A 16660-nucleotide genomic window follows, 5' to 3' on the forward strand; every position below is an offset into this window, starting at 1 on the left:
GCCGTCGCCCCGCTGTCCGACGCCGTCGCCGCGCGCGTCATGCCCAGGTTCCACGCCCACCTGCGCGCCACCGACGACCCCGAGGCCGCGCTCGCCGCGGCGCTCGCGGACGAGCCCGAGCCCGTACCGCTGGTGTGCTTCGCGTCCCTGGAGGGCCTGGAGCGTTGATGTGGCCCACGCCACCGCCCGCCGCGTGTAGAGCCATGCGTGTAGCCATGTATAGTTCTCGGGTAACCCAAGACCGCCGGTCGTCCGACGCTGCCCGCTCGCAAGAGCAGGGCGGAAGAAGACCGAAGTCCCGCTGAGAGCGGGGGCCTGCGCAGGTGACGAACTCGAGTGCGGTCCTGCCGCACGAACCGAGCCCCGTGCACCTGCGCCGGGGCTCTTTTTCTCGTTCCGGGGCAACGCCCGGGGCTCACGCCCCAGGGACGGTGGTACCACCACCGGAAGGATTGCCATGGCGAGGCCGGACAAGGCAGCCGCTGTCGCAGAGCTCGCGGACAAGTTCCGCGACTCCAACGCGGCCGTGCTGACCGAGTACCGCGGGCTCACCGTCGCGCAGCTCAAGGAGCTGCGTCGGTCGCTCAGCGGCAACGCAACCTACGCCGTGGTGAAGAACACGCTGACGGGGATCGCGGCCAAGGAGGCCGGTGTCGAGGGTCTCGACGCCGACCTGAAGGGCCCGTCCGCCATCGCATTCGTGACCGGGGACCCGGTCGAGGCTGCGAAGGGTCTGCGTGACTTCGCCAAGGCGAACCCTGCTCTGGTCATCAAGGGCGGCGTGCTCGACGGCGCCGCGATGTCCGCTGCAGAGATCACGAAGCTCGCGGACCTCGAGTCCCGCGAGGTTCTGCTGGCCAAGGTGGCCGGCGGTCTGAAGGCCACGCTGACGCGTGCTGCTTACGCCTTCACCGCCAAGCCCGCCCAGGTCGCCCGTGCCATCGATGCCCTGCGTCAGAAGCAGGAATCGGAGGGTACTGCCGCCTGACCAGGTGGCAGTGCCAGTTCACACCCCCTGCTTCTCGCGGACCGGAACCGGTCCGCGAAGCGCCAACTGAAAGGAACGCCATCATGGCGAAGCTCTCCACCGACGAGCTCCTGTCCGCCTTCGAGGAGCTCACGCTCATCGAGCTCTCCGACTTCGTGAAGGCCTTCGAGGAGAAGTTCGACGTCACCGCCGCCGCTCCGGTCGCCGCTGCCGTTGCCGGCCCCGTGGGTGGCGCGCCGGCCGAGGCCGCCGAGGAGAAGTCGGAGTTCGACGTCATCCTCGAGGCCGCCGGTGACAAGAAGATCCAGGTCATCAAGGAGGTGCGCGCGCTCACGTCCCTCGGCCTGAAGGAGGCCAAGGACCTGGTCGACGGCGCGCCGAAGCCGGTTCTCGAGGGCGCCGACAAGGACGCCGCCGAGAAGGCGAAGGCCGCCCTGGAGGGCGCCGGCGCCACCGTCACCCTCAAGTGACCTCAGGCACCACCGCCTTCGGGCTGGTGTGACGGCGGCCCGGGCTCGTCCCGGGCGCCGTCCGCCGAACGCAGAGGCCCGCACCCCTCGGGGTGCGGGCCTCTCGCGTGCTCTGGATCGTCTGTCGGGGCGCCTGGTTCCGCGGCACTCGCCTCACCAGTGCGGATACGCAACGTTTCGAGGTTTACCACAGTCTCGAGGTGCGGGCGCTGGGGGGACTGGACATACTAGAACCAGATAGGTATGCTAGCGCTTTGCGCCCGCGTGTGCCCTCGACGCCTCCCCCTGCTTCCCGAAAGTCCTGGTCGCATCCCCCTCACCGGTGGGATGCCCACCGGTGACCGGTGAAGTCCGGCAGAGCTTCCTGCAGCACCGCAGAGCGTACAGCGTTCACCCGAACTGCAGGGAAGGACCCCTCTTGGCTGCCTCGCGCACCCCTTCAGCTCCGTCCGCCGAAGCCATTGCGAACCGTACCGCTTCCCGTCGCGTTTCTTTCGCAAAGATCTATGAGCCACTCGAGGTCCCCGACCTGCTTGGCCTGCAGACCGAGAGCTTCGACTGGCTCCTTGGTAACCCAGCCTGGCAGGGCCGGGTAGAAACTGCCAAGGCGGCTGGTCGTAATGATGTCCCGGAAACCTCCGGACTGGAAGAGATCTTCGAGGAGATCTCCCCGATCGAGGACTTCGGCTCCTCGATGTCCCTCTCCTTCTCGAACCACCGCTTCGAGCCGCCGAAGTACACGGCGGACGAGTGCAAGGAGAAGGACTTCACCTACGCGGCCCCGCTGTTCGTCACCGCGGAGTTCGTCAACTACACCACCGGTGAGATCAAGAGCCAGACCGTGTTCATGGGCGACTTCCCGCTCATGACCGCGCGCGGTACCTTCATCATCAACGGCACCGAGCGCGTCGTCGTCTCGCAGCTGGTGCGTTCCCCGGGCGTGTACTTCGAGCGCACCCCGGACAAGACCAGCGACAAGGACGTCTTCTCCGCGAAGATCATCCCCTCGCGTGGTGCGTGGCTCGAGTTCGAGATCGACAAGCGTGACGCCGTCGGCGTGCGCGTCGACCGCAAGCGCAAGCAGTCCGTCACCGTCCTGCTCAAGGCCCTCGGCATGAGCGAGGCCGAGATCCGCGAGCAGTTCGCCGAGTTCCCGTCGGTGCTCGACACCCTCGAGAAGGACCACGTCCACACCGAGGACGAGGCCCTGGTCGACCTGTACCGCAAGATCCGCCCGGGTGAGCCGCCGACGGTCGAGGCCGGTCGCGCGCTACTCGAGAACTTCTACTTCAACCCGAAGCGCTACGACCTGGCGAAGGTCGGCCGCTACAAGGCGAACAAGAAGCTCGGTGTCGACGCGGAGCTCGCCGACTCCACGCTGTCGCTGACCGACGTGGTCCACACGATCAAGTACCTGGCGTCGCTGCACGCGGACAAGACCACCATGGACGGCGTCCGCAACGGCCAGCCCGTCGAGGTGCGCGTCGAGACCGACGACATCGACCACTTCGGCAACCGTCGTATCCGCGCCGTGGGTGAGCTCATCCAGAACCAGGTGCGCACGGGTCTGTCCCGCATGGAGCGCGTCGTTCGCGAGCGCATGACCACGCAGGACGTCGAGGCCATCACGCCGCAGACGCTGATCAACATCCGTCCGGTCGTCGCGTCGATCCGTGAGTTCTTCGGCACCTCGCAGCTGTCGCAGTTCATGGACCAGAACAACCCGCTGGCCGGCCTGACCCACAAGCGTCGTCTGAACGCGCTGGGCCCGGGTGGTCTGTCCCGCGACCGCGCCGGCATGGAGGTCCGTGACGTCCACCCGTCGCACTACGGTCGCATGTGCCCGATCGAGACCCCTGAGGGTCCGAACATCGGTCTGATCGGCTCGCTGGCGTCGTTCGGTCGCATCAACCCGTTCGGCTTCATCGAGACGCCGTACCGCAAGGTCGAGAACGGCAAGGTCACCGACAACATCGAGTACCTCACGGCCGATGACGAGGACCGCTACATCATCGCGCAGGCCAACACACCGCTGCTCGAGGACGGCACGTTCGTCCTCGACCGTGTCCTGGTCCGCACGAAGGGTGGCGAGACCAACGACATCCCGGGCGCCGAGGTCGACTACATGGACATCTCGCCGCGCCAGATGGTGTCGGTCGCGACGGCCCTGATCCCGTTCCTCGAGCACGACGACGCCAACCGCGCCCTCATGGGTGCCAACATGCAGCGCCAGGCCGTGCCGCTGGTGCGGTCCGAGGCCCCCGTGGTCGGTACCGGCATGGAGCGCCGTGCGGCGGTCGACGCCGGCGACGTCATCGTGGCGACCAAGCCCGGTGTGGTCACCGAGGTCTCGGCCGACCTGGTGCTCGTGGCGAACGACGACGGCACGACGGGCTCGTACCGCGTGCACAAGTTCGTGCGCTCCAACCAGGGCACGAGCTACAACCAGCGCGTGCTGGTCGACGAGGGTGCGCGGGTCGAGGTCGGCTCCGTGCTCGCGGACGGCCCGGCGACGGACGAGGGCGAGCTCGCGCTCGGCCGCAACCTGCTGGTCGCGTTCATGTCGTGGGAGGGTCACAACTACGAGGACGCGATCATCCTGTCGCAGCGCCTCGTGGAGGACGACGTCCTCTCCTCGATCCACATCGAGGAGCACGAGGTCGACGCCCGTGACACCAAGCTCGGCCCGGAGGAGATCACGCGGGACATCCCCAACGTCTCGGAGGAGGTCCTCGCGGACCTCGACGAGCGCGGCGTGATCCGCATCGGTGCCGAGGTCGGCGCCGGCGACATCCTGGTCGGCAAGGTCACCCCCAAGGGCGAGACCGAGCTGACCCCGGAGGAGCGCCTGCTGCGGGCCATCTTCGGCGAGAAGGCGCGCGAGGTGCGCGACACCTCGCTCAAGGTGCCCCACGGCGAGCAGGGCACGGTCATCGCGGTGCGCGAGTTCAACCGGGAGGACGGCGACGAGCTGCCCGCCGGCGTGAACCAGCTGGTGCGCGTGTACATCGCGCAGCGCCGCAAGATCACCGTCGGTGACAAGCTGGCCGGCCGCCACGGCAACAAGGGCGTCATCTCGAAGATCCTCCCGCAGGAGGACATGCCGTTCCTCGAGGACGGCACGCCGGTCGACGTCATCCTGAACCCGCTGGGTGTGCCGGGCCGCATGAACGTGGGCCAGGTGCTGGAGACCCACCTCGGGTGGATCGCCAAGCAGGGCTGGGACGTCTCGCTGGCCGAGGACAAGGGCGGCGAGTGGCTGGAGAGCCTCCCCGAGGTCGCGCACAAGAGCGAGCCGAGCCGGCCGGTCGCCACCCCGGTGTTCGACGGTCTGGAGGAGGTCGCGCTCCGCGGTCTCTTCGGTGCCACCCTGCCCAACCGTGATGGTCAGCGGATGGTCAACCAGGACGGCAAGGCGCAGCTCTTCGACGGCCGCTCCGGCGAGCCGTTCCCGGAGCCCGTCTCCACCGGCTACATGTACATCCTGAAGCTGCACCACCTGGTCGACGACAAGATCCACGCGCGTTCGACCGGACCGTACTCGATGATCACGCAGCAGCCGCTGGGTGGTAAGGCGCAGTTCGGTGGTCAGCGCTTCGGTGAGATGGAGGTGTGGGCGCTCGAGGCGTACGGCGCCGCGTACACGCTCCAGGAGCTGCTCACCATCAAGTCCGACGACGTCCCGGGCCGTGTCAAGGTCTACGAGGCGATCGTCAAGGGCGAGAACATCCCCGACTCGGGTATCCCGGAGTCCTTCAAGGTGCTTCTCAAGGAGATGCAGTCGCTGTGCCTGAACGTCGAGGTGCTCTCGAGCGACGGTGTCTCCATCGAGATGAAGGAGTCCGACGACGAGGTGTACCGCGCCGCTGAGGAGCTCGGCATCGACCTCTCGCGGCGGCCCAACGCCGCCTCCAGCGTCGACGAGATCTGATACCAGGCCGCGCCCGTGCACCGGGCGCGGACCTGGACACCGATGAGGATTTTCGAGAACTTCAGGAAGTAGGACCACCTTGCTCGACGTCAACGTCTTCGACGAGCTGCGTATCGGCCTGGCCACGGCCGAGGACATCCGTGCCTGGTCGCACGGTGAGGTCAAGAAGCCAGAGACCATCAACTACCGCACCCTCAAGCCGGAGAAGGACGGGCTCTTCTGCGAGAAGATCTTCGGTCCGACCCGCGACTGGGAGTGCTACTGCGGCAAGTACAAGCGCGTGCGCTTCAAGGGCATCATCTGCGAGCGCTGTGGTGTCGAGGTCACGCGCTCCAAGGTGCGCCGTGAGCGCATGGGCCACATCGAGCTCGCCGCCCCCGTCACGCACATCTGGTTCTTCAAGGGTGTGCCGTCCCGCCTGGGCTACCTGCTCGACCTGGCGCCGAAGGACCTGGAGAAGGTCATCTACTTCGCGGCCTACATGATCACGTCGGTCGACGACGAGGCGCGCCAGGAGGACCTGCCCAACCTGCAGAACGAGATCGATCTCGAGAAGAAGGAGATCTCCGACCGCCGGGACAACGACATCAACACCCGCGCCCAGAAGCTCGAGGCCGACCTGGCCGAGCTCGAGGCCGAGGGTGCCAAGGCTGACGCTCGCCGCAAGGTGCGCGACTCGGCCGAGCGTGAGATGGCTCAGCTGCGCAAGCGCGCGGACCAGGAGCTGGACCGCCTCGAGCAGGTCTGGGACCGCTTCAAGAACCTCAAGGTCGCTGACCTCGAGGGCGACGAGATGCTGTACCGCCAGCTCCAGGACCGCTACGGCACCTACTTCGAGGGTGCGATGGGCGCGAACGCGATCCAGCAGCGCCTGCAGAACTTCGACCTGGACGCCGAGGCCGAGTCGCTGCGCGAGACCATCCGCTCGGGCAAGGGCCAGCGCAAGACCCGTGCGCTGAAGCGCCTCAAGGTCGTCAACGCGTTCCTGACCACCACCAACTCGCCCACGGCGATGGTGCTGGACGCCGTCCCGGTCATCCCGCCGGACCTGCGCCCGATGGTGCAGCTCGACGGTGGCCGGTTCGCGACGTCGGACCTGAACGACCTGTACCGCCGCGTCATCAACCGGAACAACCGCCTCAAGCGGCTCCTGGACCTGGGCGCGCCGGAGATCATCGTCAACAACGAGAAGCGGATGCTCCAGGAGGCCGTGGACTCGCTGTTCGACAACGGCCGCCGCGGCCGCCCGGTCACGGGCCCCGGCAACCGTCCGCTGAAGTCGATCTCCGACATGCTCAAGGGCAAGCAGGGCCGGTTCCGCCAGAACCTGCTCGGCAAGCGCGTCGACTACTCGGGCCGTTCGGTCATCGTGGTCGGCCCGCAGCTCAAGCTGCACCAGTGCGGTCTGCCCAAGCAGATGGCGCTCGAGCTGTTCAAGCCGTTCGTCATGAAGCGGCTCGTGGAGCTGAACCACGCGCAGAACATCAAGAGCGCCAAGCGCATGGTCGAGCGCACGCGCCCTGTCGTCTGGGACGTGCTCGAAGAGGTCATCACGGAGCACCCGGTGCTCCTGAACCGTGCGCCGACGCTGCACCGTCTGGGCATCCAGGCGTTCGAGCCGCAGCTCGTCGAGGGCAAGGCCATCCACCTGCACCCGCTCGTCTGCGGCGCGTTCAACGCCGACTTCGACGGTGACCAGATGGCTGTGCACCTGCCCCTGAGCGCCGAGGCGCAGGCCGAGGCCCGCATCCTCATGCTCTCGAGCAACAACATCCTGAAGCCGTCGGACGGCCGTCCGGTGACCATGCCCTCGCAGGACATGATCATCGGTCTGCACCACCTCACGAGCGACCGTCCGGGCGCCGTGGGCGAGGGTCGTGCGTTCGGTTCCGTGGCCGAGGCCATCATGGCCTTCGACCGGGGCGAGCTGGACATCAACGCGCAGATCAAGCTGCGGATGTCCGACCTGGTGCCGCCGCTGAAGGACTTCGAGGCGCCCGAGGGCTGGGAGCCGGGTCAGCAGCTGCTGTTCGACACCACGCTCGGCCGTTACCTGTTCAACGAGACGCTGCCCGTCGACTACCCGTACGAGAACGGGGTCGCCGACAAGAAGCGCCTCTCGACGATCGTCAACGACCTCGCCGAGCGCTACCCGAAGGTGGAGGTGGCCGCGGCGCTGGACGCGCTGAAGGACGCCGGCTACCGGTGGGCCACGCGTTCCGGCGTCACGATCGCCATCTCGGACGTCGCGGCCCCGACCGTCAAGGGCGAGATCCTCGACGAGCACGAGGCCCGCGCCCTCAAGGTCCAGCAGCAGTTCGACAAGGGTCTGATCACGGACGACGAGCGCCGTCAGGAGCTCATCGAGATCTGGACCCAGGCGACCGACAAGGTCGCGTCGGCCATGCGGGTGAACCTCGAGAGCAACGCGCGGAACACCGTCATGCGCATGGTGGGTTCGGGCGCCCGTGGTAACTGGATGCAGGTTCGTCAGATCGCCGGTATGCGCGGCCTCGTGGCGAACCCGAAGGGCGAGATCATCCCTCGTCCGATCAAGTCCAACTACCGCGAGGGCCTGTCCGTCCTCGAGTACTTCATCGCGACGCACGGTGCCCGTAAGGGTCTGGCCGACACGGCCCTCCGTACGGCGGACTCGGGTTACCTGACCCGTCGTCTGGTGGACGTCTCGCAGGACGTCATCATCCGCGAGGAGGACTGCGGCACCGAGCGTGGCCTCACGCTGCCGGTGGCGGAGAAGCTCGCGGACGGCTCGCTCGTCCCGGACGACCGCGTCGAGACCAGCATCTACTCGCGCACCTTCGCGACCGACGTGGTGGACGCCGACGGCAACGTCATCGCGACCGCCGGGTCGGACGCCGGTGACGTCATCATCGACAAGGTCATCGCCGCGGGCATCGAGAACGTCAAGGTCCGTTCGGTCCTGACGTGCGAGTCCCGCGTCGGTACCTGCGCCAAGTGCTACGGCCGGTCGCTGGCCACGGGTCTGCTCGTGGACATCGGCGAGGCCGTCGGCATCATCGCGGCGCAGTCGATCGGTGAGCCGGGCACGCAGCTGACGATGCGTACCTTCCACACCGGTGGTGTGGCCGCGGCCGAGGACATCACGCAGGGTCTGCCGCGTGTCACCGAGCTCTTCGAGGCCCGCACCCCCAAGGGTGAGGCGCCGATCGCGGAGTACACGGGTCGCGTGACGATCGAGGACACCGAGCGGACGCGTCACCTCGTGCTGACGCCGGACGACGGTGGCGAGGAGATCAAGTACCCGGTCACGAAGCGTGCGCGCCTCAAGATCGCGGACGGCGACCACGTGACGGTCGGTACCCAGCTCGTCCAGGGTGCCGTCGACCCGAAGAAGGTGCTGCGCATCCTCGGCCCCCGTGCCACGCAGACGCACCTGGTGGACCAGGTCCAGGAGACCTACCGCAGCCAGGGCGTGGACATCCACGACAAGCACATCGAGGTCATCGTGCGGCAGATGCTGCGTCGCGTGACCGTGCTCGACTCGGGTGACTCGCAGCTGCTGCCGGGTGAGCTCGCGGAGCGCATGCGCTTCGAGGACGCGAACCGCAAGGCCGTGTCGGAGGGTGGCCAGCCGGCCGCCGGCCGTCCGGAGCTGATGGGTATCACGAAGGCGTCGCTCGCGACCGACTCGTGGCTCTCGGCGGCCTCCTTCCAGGAGACCACCCGGGTGCTCACCGAGGCGTCGATGAGCGGTCGTCGTGACCCGCTGCTCGGCCTCAAGGAGAACGTCATCATCGGTAAGCTCATCCCGGCCGGTACGGGTCTGCCCCGCTACCGCAACGTCGAGGTCGAGCCCACCGAGCAGGCCAAGGCCGAGCTCTACCCGAGCTTCGGCTACGACGAGATCGACTTCCCGACCCTGGGTATGGGTTCGGGCGAGGCGATCCCGCTGGAGGACCTGGACCTCGGCGACTTCCGCTGATCTTGGTCCGCTGACCGCGAGGTAGAGAGCGCCTGTCCTGCTCCGCACGGGTTCGTCCCGTTCGAGAGCCGGGCAGGCGCTCTACTTCGCGGTTCTACGGGGTGCACCTCACATCCGATTCGTTTTGACCCCCCGTAGACACGCAGGTATTCTTAGAATTCGTGCCCGCGCCGTCGGGCCGCACCTCCTGAAGGCCGCCGCGAGGCAGCTTCGGAAAGCGGCCGATGTGAGTGCGTGGGCATCCCGGCGAGATCCTCCGGGGCACGTCGTGCCCCGATGGTGGAGCCGGGCCATCGAGCCGGTGGTACGTGGCGTAGCAGTCCCTGTCTGGGGCCTGTGGGTGCCGCATGCGATCGGCACGCACAAGCCAGAACCATTGACGGGGACGCCGGCAGGGCGTCGCCGAAGCTCAAGAAGACGACGGAGACGTAGTGCCTACGATCCAGCAGCTCGTCCGCAAGGGGCGGACCTCGAAGGCCGGGAAGTCGAAGACCCCGGCCCTCAAGGGCTCCCCCCAGCGGCGCGGCGTGTGCACCCGTGTGTACACCACCACCCCCAAGAAGCCGAACTCGGCCCTCCGCAAGGTCGCCCGCGTGAAGCTTTCCTCGCAGGTCGAGGTCACCGCGTACATCCCCGGTGTCGGCCACAACCTCCAGGAGCACTCGATCGTGCTCGTGCGCGGCGGCCGTGTGAAGGACCTTCCCGGTGTCCGCTACAAGATCGTCCGTGGCGCGCTCGACACGCAGGGCGTGAAGGGTCGCAAGCAGGCTCGGTCCCGTTACGGCGCCAAGAAGGAGAAGAGCTGATGCCCCGCAAGGGTCCGGCCCCGAAGCGGCCGCTCATCGTCGACCCGGTCTACGGGTCCCCGGTCGTCACGCAGCTGATCAACAAGGTGCTGCTCGACGGCAAGAAGTCGACCGCCGAGGCGATCGTCTACGGTGCCCTCGAGGGTGTCCGCGCCAAGACCGACGGCGACCCTGTCGTGGTCCTGAAGCGCGCGCTCGACAACGTCCGTCCCGCCCTCGAGGTGCGTTCCCGCCGTGTCGGTGGCGCCACCTACCAGGTGCCGGTCGACGTGCGCCCGACGCGTGCCACCACGCTCGCGCTCCGCTGGCTCACCGACTTCTCCCGCGCTCGCCGCGAGAAGACGATGACCGAGCGTCTCATGAACGAGATCCTCGACGCGTCGAACGGTCTCGGTGCCGCGGTCAAGCGCCGCGAGGACATGCACAAGATGGCCGACTCCAACAAGGCCTTCGCGCACTACCGCTGGTAGTAGCTTCCGAGCGGCCCCGGGTCACCCCCGGGGCCGTCGGTGGATGCAGTACCGCCGGCCACCCAAGCCCACCTTTAGACCAAGGGGTAAGACACCGTGGCACTCGACGTGCTGACCGACCTGAACAAGGTCCGCAACATCGGCATCATGGCCCACATCGATGCCGGAAAGACCACGACGACCGAGCGCATCCTGTTCTACACGGGTGTGAACTACAAGATCGGTGAGACGCACGACGGTGCGTCGACGATGGACTGGATGGAGCAGGAGCAGGAGCGCGGCATCACGATCACGTCCGCCGCGACGACCTGCTACTGGAAGAACAACCAGATCAACATCATCGACACGCCGGGCCACGTCGACTTCACGGTCGAGGTGGAGCGGTCGCTCCGCGTGCTCGACGGCGCGGTTGCCGTGTTCGACGGCAAGGAGGGTGTCGAGCCCCAGTCCGAGACGGTGTGGCGGCAGGCGGACAAGTACGACGTCCCGCGCATCTGCTTCGTCAACAAGATGGACAAGCTCGGTGCGGACTTCTACTTCACCGTGAAGACCATTGTGGAGCGCCTCAAGGCGAAGCCGCTGGTCATCCAGCTCCCGATCGGTGCGGAGAACGACTTCGAGGGCGTCGTCGACCTCATCGAGATGAAGGCGCTCACGTGGCGCGGCGACACCAAGATGGGCGAGGAGTACGAGGTCGAGGAGATCCCGGCCGACCTCGTCGAGAAGGCGCAGCAGTACCGCGCCGAGCTCATCGAGGCCGTCGCCGAGGCTGACGACGAGCTGCTCGAGAAGTTCCTCGGTGGCGAGGAGCTGTCGGTCGCCGAGATCAAGAGCGGCATCCGCAAGCTCGTCATCACGTCCTCGGCCTTCCCGGTGCTGTGTGGCTCGGCGTTCAAGAACAAGGGCGTGCAGCCCATGCTCGACGCCGTCATCGACTACCTCCCGTCGCCGCTCGACGTCCCGGCCGTCCAGGGCCACGACGTCAAGGACGCCGAGAAGGTCATCGAGCGCCGCCCCGAGGAGTCGGAGCCGTTCTCGGCTCTCGCCTTCAAGGTCGCCACGCACCCGTTCTTCGGCAAGCTGACCTACGTCCGCGTGTACTCGGGCAAGGTCGCGCAGGGCGCCCAGGTGCAGAACTCGACCAAGGGCAAGAAGGAGCGCATCGGAAAGCTCTTCCAGATGCACTCCAACAAGGAGAACCCGGTCGAAGAGGCGCACGCCGGCCACATCTACGCGTTCATCGGGCTCAAGGACGTCACCACCGGTGACACCCTGTCGGACCCGGCGAACCAGGTCATCCTCGAGTCGATGAGCTTCCCGGAGCCTGTCATCGACGTGGCCATCGAGCCGAAGACGAAGGCCGACCAGGAGAAGCTGTCGACCGCCATCCAGAAGCTCGCGCAGGAGGACCCGACCTTCCGCGTCAAGCTGGACGACGAGACCGGCCAGACCGTCATCGGCGGTATGGGCGAGCTCCACCTCGACATCCTCGTCGACCGCATGCGTCGCGAGTTCAAGGTCGAGGCGAACGTCGGTAAGCCGCAGGTCGCGTACCGCGAGACGATCCGCCGCACGGCGGAGAAGATCGACTACACGCACAAGAAGCAGACCGGTGGTTCCGGCCAGTTCGCCAAGGTCCAGGTGACCTTCGCGCCGCTGGAGACGTCGGAGGGCGAGCTCTACGAGTTCGAGAACGCCGTCACCGGTGGCCGCATCCCGCGCGAGTACATCCCGTCGGTCGACGCCGGTATCCAGTCGGCCATGCAGCAGGGTGTGCTGGCGGGCTTCCCGGTCGTCGGCGTGAAGGCGACGCTGATCGACGGTGCGTACCACGACGTCGACTCCTCGGAGATGGCGTTCAAGATTGCCGGTTCGATGGTCTTCAAGGAAGGCGTCAAGCGCGCCGACCCTGTCCTGCTCGAGCCGGTCATGGCCGTCGAGGTGCGTACGCCCGAGGAGTACATGGGCGACGTGATCGGCGACATCAACTCTCGACGTGGCATGATCCAGTCCATGGAGGACGCGACCGGTGTGAAGGTCGTTCGCGCCCAGGTGCCGCTGAGCGAGATGTTCGGTTACATCGGTGACCTCCGGTCGAAGACCCAGGGTCGCGCGGTGTACTCGATGCAGTTCGACAGCTACGCCGAGGTTCCCAAGGCAGTTGCCGAAGAGATCATCAAGAAGACCCGGGGCGAGTGAGTCCCCACAGGTCGACCCGCACAACCAACCTGTAGGAAAAACCGCACGCCCCGCAGTTGTAGGCTTCTTGGCCGGACATCTGCAACGTTCGGAACATCTACCCAAGTCCCAGGAGGACCCCAGTGGCTAAGGCCAAGTTCGAGCGGACCAAGCCGCACGTCAACATCGGCACGATCGGTCACGTCGACCACGGTAAGACGACGCTGACCGCCGCGATCTCGAAGACGCTTGCGGACAAGTACCCGGAGCTCCCGGCGAACACGCAGCGCAACTTCGACGAGATCGACGCCGCGCCGGAGGAGAAGCAGCGCGGTATCACGATCAACATCGCGCACATCGAGTACGAGACGCCGAAGCGCCACTACGCGCACGTCGACGCTCCGGGTCACGCCGACTACATCAAGAACATGATCACCGGTGCCGCCCAGATGGACGGCGCGATCCTGGTGGTCGCCGCGACCGACGGCCCGATGGCCCAGACGCGTGAGCACGTGCTGCTCGCCCGTCAGGTCGGCGTGCCCTACCTGCTCGTCGCGCTCAACAAGTCCGACATGGTCGACGACGAGGAGATCCTCGAGCTCGTCGAGATGGAGGTCCGCGAGCTGCTGTCGTCGCAGGAGTTCGACGGCGACAACGCGCCGGTCGTTCGCGTCTCGGGCCTCAAGGCTCTCGAGGGCGACCCGGAGTGGGTCGAGAAGATCGTCGAGCTGATGGACGCCGTCGACGAGAACGTTCCGGAGCCGGAGCGCGACCTCGACAAGCCGTTCCTCATGCCGATCGAGGACGTCTTCACGATCACCGGTCGTGGCACCGTCGTCACCGGCAAGGTCGAGCGTGGAACCCTGGACATCAACTCCGATGTCGAGATCGTGGGTATCCGCGTCCCGCAGAAGACCACCGTCACGGGCATCGAGACGTTCCACAAGCAGATGGACCAGGCGCAGGCCGGCGACAACACCGGTCTCCTCCTGCGTGGCATCAAGCGCGAGGACGTCGAGCGTGGCCAGGTCGTCGTGAAGCCGGGTTCCATCACCCCGCACACGAACTTCGAGGCTCAGGTCTACATCCTGGGCAAGGACGAGGGTGGCCGTCACAACCCGTTCTACTCGAACTACCGCCCGCAGTTCTACTTCCGCACCACGGACGTCACCGGCGTCATCACGCTGCCCGAGGGCACCGAGATGGTCATGCCCGGCGACAACACCGAGATGACGGTCGAGCTGATCCAGCCGATCGCCATGGAGGAGGGCCTGGGCTTCGCCATCCGCGAGGGTGGCCGCACGGTCGGCTCCGGCCGTGTGACCAAGATCCTCAAGTGATCTTGGAGCACGAGCTCAGCTGACGGAAGTCAGCGATGCGGTGGGGCCCGGGCGCTTCGGCGTCCGGGCCCTGCTGTGTAGTAGTGGGCATCACACCGCCTTGCGTTTGGCGCATGCCAGGACGTATGGCAAGATTGCATAGTTGCCTGTAACAGGCGCGCTCTTTCAAGTGTCGAACAGTGTGCAGAACCGCAGCCCAGGTCCCGGATCGTGGGGGGCCGCCAGAGGCTGGAGCGGTCACCCTCCCGGGGTAATCCGGACGAGGGGTCGCGGGGTTTATCGCCTGCTGTTGGATGCGTATGGGCGCCCCGCGGAGCACACGTTCTCCGGTCTTCCGGAGGCACTGTTCCGAGCAGGCTCGGCAAACGTCGTGGTCGGTCCGGCTGTAGAGCTGGGTCAGATCACTTCCCAACGGCCCTTACGCCAGCAATGGTGTTCTGCGCCCGGCTGTGCCGCTCTAAGCGACACGCCCGAGTGCGTGGGTCGGACAGTAGCGGTTCGAGAGAGAGAGTCAGACGACGCCATGGCGGGACAGAAGATCCGCATCCGGCTCAAGTCCTACGACCACGAGGTGATCGACAGTTCGGCGCGCAAGATCGTCGACACGGTCACTCGCGCTGGTGCGACGGTCGTGGGTCCGGTGCCGCTGCCGACGGAGAAGAACGTCTTCGTTGTGATCCGGTCGCCTCACAAGTACAAGGACAGCCGCGAGCACTTCGAGATGCGTACGCACAAGCGGCTCATCGACATCATCGATCCCACGCCCAAGGCCGTCGACTCGCTCATGCGACTCGACCTGCCGGCGGACGTGAACATCGAGATCAAGCTCTGAGGCTGGAGGGGACATCATGACCAACCAGCAGAAGAACGTGACCGCGTTGCTCGGCACGAAGCTTGGTATGACCCAGCTCTGGGACGAGGCCGGTCGCCTCGTGCCGGTGACCGTGGTCTCCGTGGGCACCAACGTGGTGACCCAGATCCGTACGGTGGACGCCGACGGCTACGCGGCTGTTCAGCTCGCGGCCGGTCAGGTCGACCCCCGCAAGGTCACCAAGCCCCTCAAGGGCCACTTCGAGAAGGCCGGCGTGACGCCGCGCCGTCACGTGGCCGAGGTCCGCACCGAGAACGCGTCCGAGTTCACGCTCGGCCAGGAGATCACCGCCGAGGCCTTCGAGGCCGGCGCCCTGGTCGACGTGGTCGGTACCACCAAGGGCAAGGGCACCGCCGGTGTCATGAAGCGTCACGGCTTCTCCGGCGTGGGCGCCTCGCACGGTGCGCACCGCAACCACCGCAAGCCCGGCTCGATCGGTGGCGCCTCGACGCCGTCGCGAGTCTTCAAGGGCCTGCGGATGGCCGGTCGGATGGGTAACGCCCGTCAGACCACCCAGAACCTGACCGTTCACGCGGTCGACGCCGAGAAGGGTCTGCTGCTCGTCAAGGGCGCGGTTCCCGGCCCCAAGGGTGGCGTCGTCCTCGTGCGTAACGCCGCGAAGGGAGCGTGAAACCGATGACCGCTCTGACTGTCGACGTCCTGGACGCCCAGGGCAAGAAGTCCGGCACCGCCGAGCTCCCCTCTGAGGTGTTCGACGTCGCCGTGAACGTCCCGCTGATCCACCAGGTGGTCGTTGCGCAGCGCGCAGCCGCCCGCCAGGGCACGGCCTCCACGAAGACTCGTGGCGAGGTCCGTGGTGGTGGCCGCAAGCCGTACAAGCAGAAGGGCACCGGTCGCGCCCGCCAGGGTTCGACGCGCGCCCCGCAGTTCGCCGGTGGTGGCACCGTCCACGGCCCGCAGCCGCGCAAGTACGACCAGCGCACCCCGAAGAAGATGAAGGCCGCCGCGCTCCGCGGTGCGCTCTCCGACCGCGCCCGCGCCGGTCGCGTGCACGTCGTCGCCGGCTTCGGCATCGAGGGCGTCCCGTCGACCAAGACGGCGCTCGCCACGATCAAGAAGTTCACGGAGCGCGAGAACGTGCTCGTCGTGACGCAGCGTGACGACGAGGCGACGATCAAGTCGCTCCGCAACGTTCCCGAGGTGCACCTCCTGGTCGCTGACCAGCTGAACACCTACGACGTGCTCGTCTCCGACGACGTGATCTTCACCGAGGGCGCGCTCGCCGCGTTCCTCGAGGGCCCCGCCAAGGGCGCGAAGGCTGTCGCCACGGAGACCGAGGCCGAGACCGCTGAGGAGACCGCCAAGTGAGCGTCACCGTGAAGGACCCGCGCGACATCCTGCTCGCGCCGGTCGTCTCCGAGAAGAGCTACAACCTTCTCGACGAGGGCAAGTACACCTTCATCGTGGACCCGAGCGCCAACAAGACCGAGATCAAGATCGCGATCGAGAAGGTCTTCAGCGTCAAGGTCGCTTCGGTGAACACGATCAACCGCAAGGGCAAGACGCGTCGCACGCGTTTCGGCCTCGGCAAGCGCAAGGACACGAAGCGTGCGATCGTCACCCTCCGCGAGGGAACGATCGACATCTTCGGCGGTCCGGTCGGCTGAGCTGACGAGAGACG

At 66.8% G+C, this 16660-nt stretch carries 12 protein-coding genes; all 12 read left to right on the forward strand.

The features are described from left to right. Window positions 1–457 precede the first annotated feature (457 nt). On the forward strand, window positions 458–988 hold the full coding sequence (gene rplJ / locus PROKR_RS15905) for a 50S ribosomal protein L10 (protein WP_036964585.1): 531 nt from the start codon (window positions 458–460) through the stop codon (window positions 986–988). 83 nt (window positions 989–1071) lie between these two features. Further along, window positions 1072–1458: a 50S ribosomal protein L7/L12 gene (gene rplL, locus PROKR_RS15910; protein ID WP_036964586.1), complete on the forward strand. Its 387-nt coding sequence runs from the start codon at window positions 1072–1074 to the stop codon at window positions 1456–1458. 418 nt (window positions 1459–1876) lie between these two features. Next, window positions 1877–5389, forward strand: a complete 3513-nt coding sequence (rpoB, locus tag PROKR_RS15915) for a DNA-directed RNA polymerase subunit beta (protein ID WP_026365830.1) — start codon at window positions 1877–1879, stop codon at window positions 5387–5389. A gap of 79 nt (window positions 5390–5468) precedes the next feature. Then, window positions 5469–9353 (forward strand): DNA-directed RNA polymerase subunit beta', encoded by a 3885-nt coding sequence (locus tag PROKR_RS15920; RefSeq protein ID WP_036964587.1) that lies wholly within the window; start codon window positions 5469–5471, stop codon window positions 9351–9353. A gap of 431 nt (window positions 9354–9784) precedes the next feature. Next, a complete protein-coding gene (rpsL, locus tag PROKR_RS15925) occupies window positions 9785–10159 on the forward strand; it encodes a 30S ribosomal protein S12 (protein ID WP_020016109.1) in 375 nt (124 codons plus the stop codon). Continuing rightward, window positions 10159–10629, forward strand: coding sequence for a 30S ribosomal protein S7 (rpsG, locus tag PROKR_RS15930; RefSeq protein WP_020016110.1), 471 nt, complete (start codon window positions 10159–10161; stop codon window positions 10627–10629). Before rpsL ends, rpsG begins: the two co-directional genes overlap by 1 nt. Before the next feature lie 96 nt (window positions 10630–10725). Then, a complete protein-coding gene (fusA, locus tag PROKR_RS15935; protein ID WP_036964588.1) occupies window positions 10726–12828 on the forward strand; it encodes an elongation factor G in 2103 nt (700 codons plus the stop codon). A gap of 122 nt (window positions 12829–12950) precedes the next feature. Continuing rightward, a complete protein-coding gene (gene tuf / locus PROKR_RS15940; protein ID WP_020016112.1) occupies window positions 12951–14147 on the forward strand; it encodes an elongation factor Tu in 1197 nt (398 codons plus the stop codon). Window positions 14148–14670: 523 nt separating this feature from the next. Then, window positions 14671–14979, forward strand: coding sequence for a 30S ribosomal protein S10 (gene rpsJ, locus PROKR_RS15945; RefSeq protein ID WP_019146773.1), 309 nt, complete (start codon window positions 14671–14673; stop codon window positions 14977–14979). A 16-nt stretch (window positions 14980–14995) separates the two neighbouring features. After that, complete coding sequence (gene rplC, locus PROKR_RS15950) at window positions 14996–15649, forward strand: 50S ribosomal protein L3 (protein WP_020016113.1); 654 nt, start codon at window positions 14996–14998, stop codon at window positions 15647–15649. A gap of 5 nt (window positions 15650–15654) precedes the next feature. Beyond that, entirely contained in the window at window positions 15655–16347 is a 693-nt protein-coding gene (rplD, locus tag PROKR_RS15955; protein ID WP_036964589.1) for a 50S ribosomal protein L4, read from the forward strand. Further along, window positions 16344–16646, forward strand: a complete 303-nt coding sequence (gene rplW / locus PROKR_RS15960; RefSeq protein ID WP_020016115.1) for a 50S ribosomal protein L23 — start codon at window positions 16344–16346, stop codon at window positions 16644–16646. Before rplD ends, rplW begins: the two co-directional genes overlap by 4 nt. Window positions 16647–16660: the final 14 nt, after the last annotated feature.

The organism is Promicromonospora kroppenstedtii DSM 19349 (assembly GCF_000515355.1).
Classification (GTDB): Bacteria; Actinomycetota; Actinomycetes; order Actinomycetales; family Cellulomonadaceae; genus Promicromonospora; species Promicromonospora kroppenstedtii.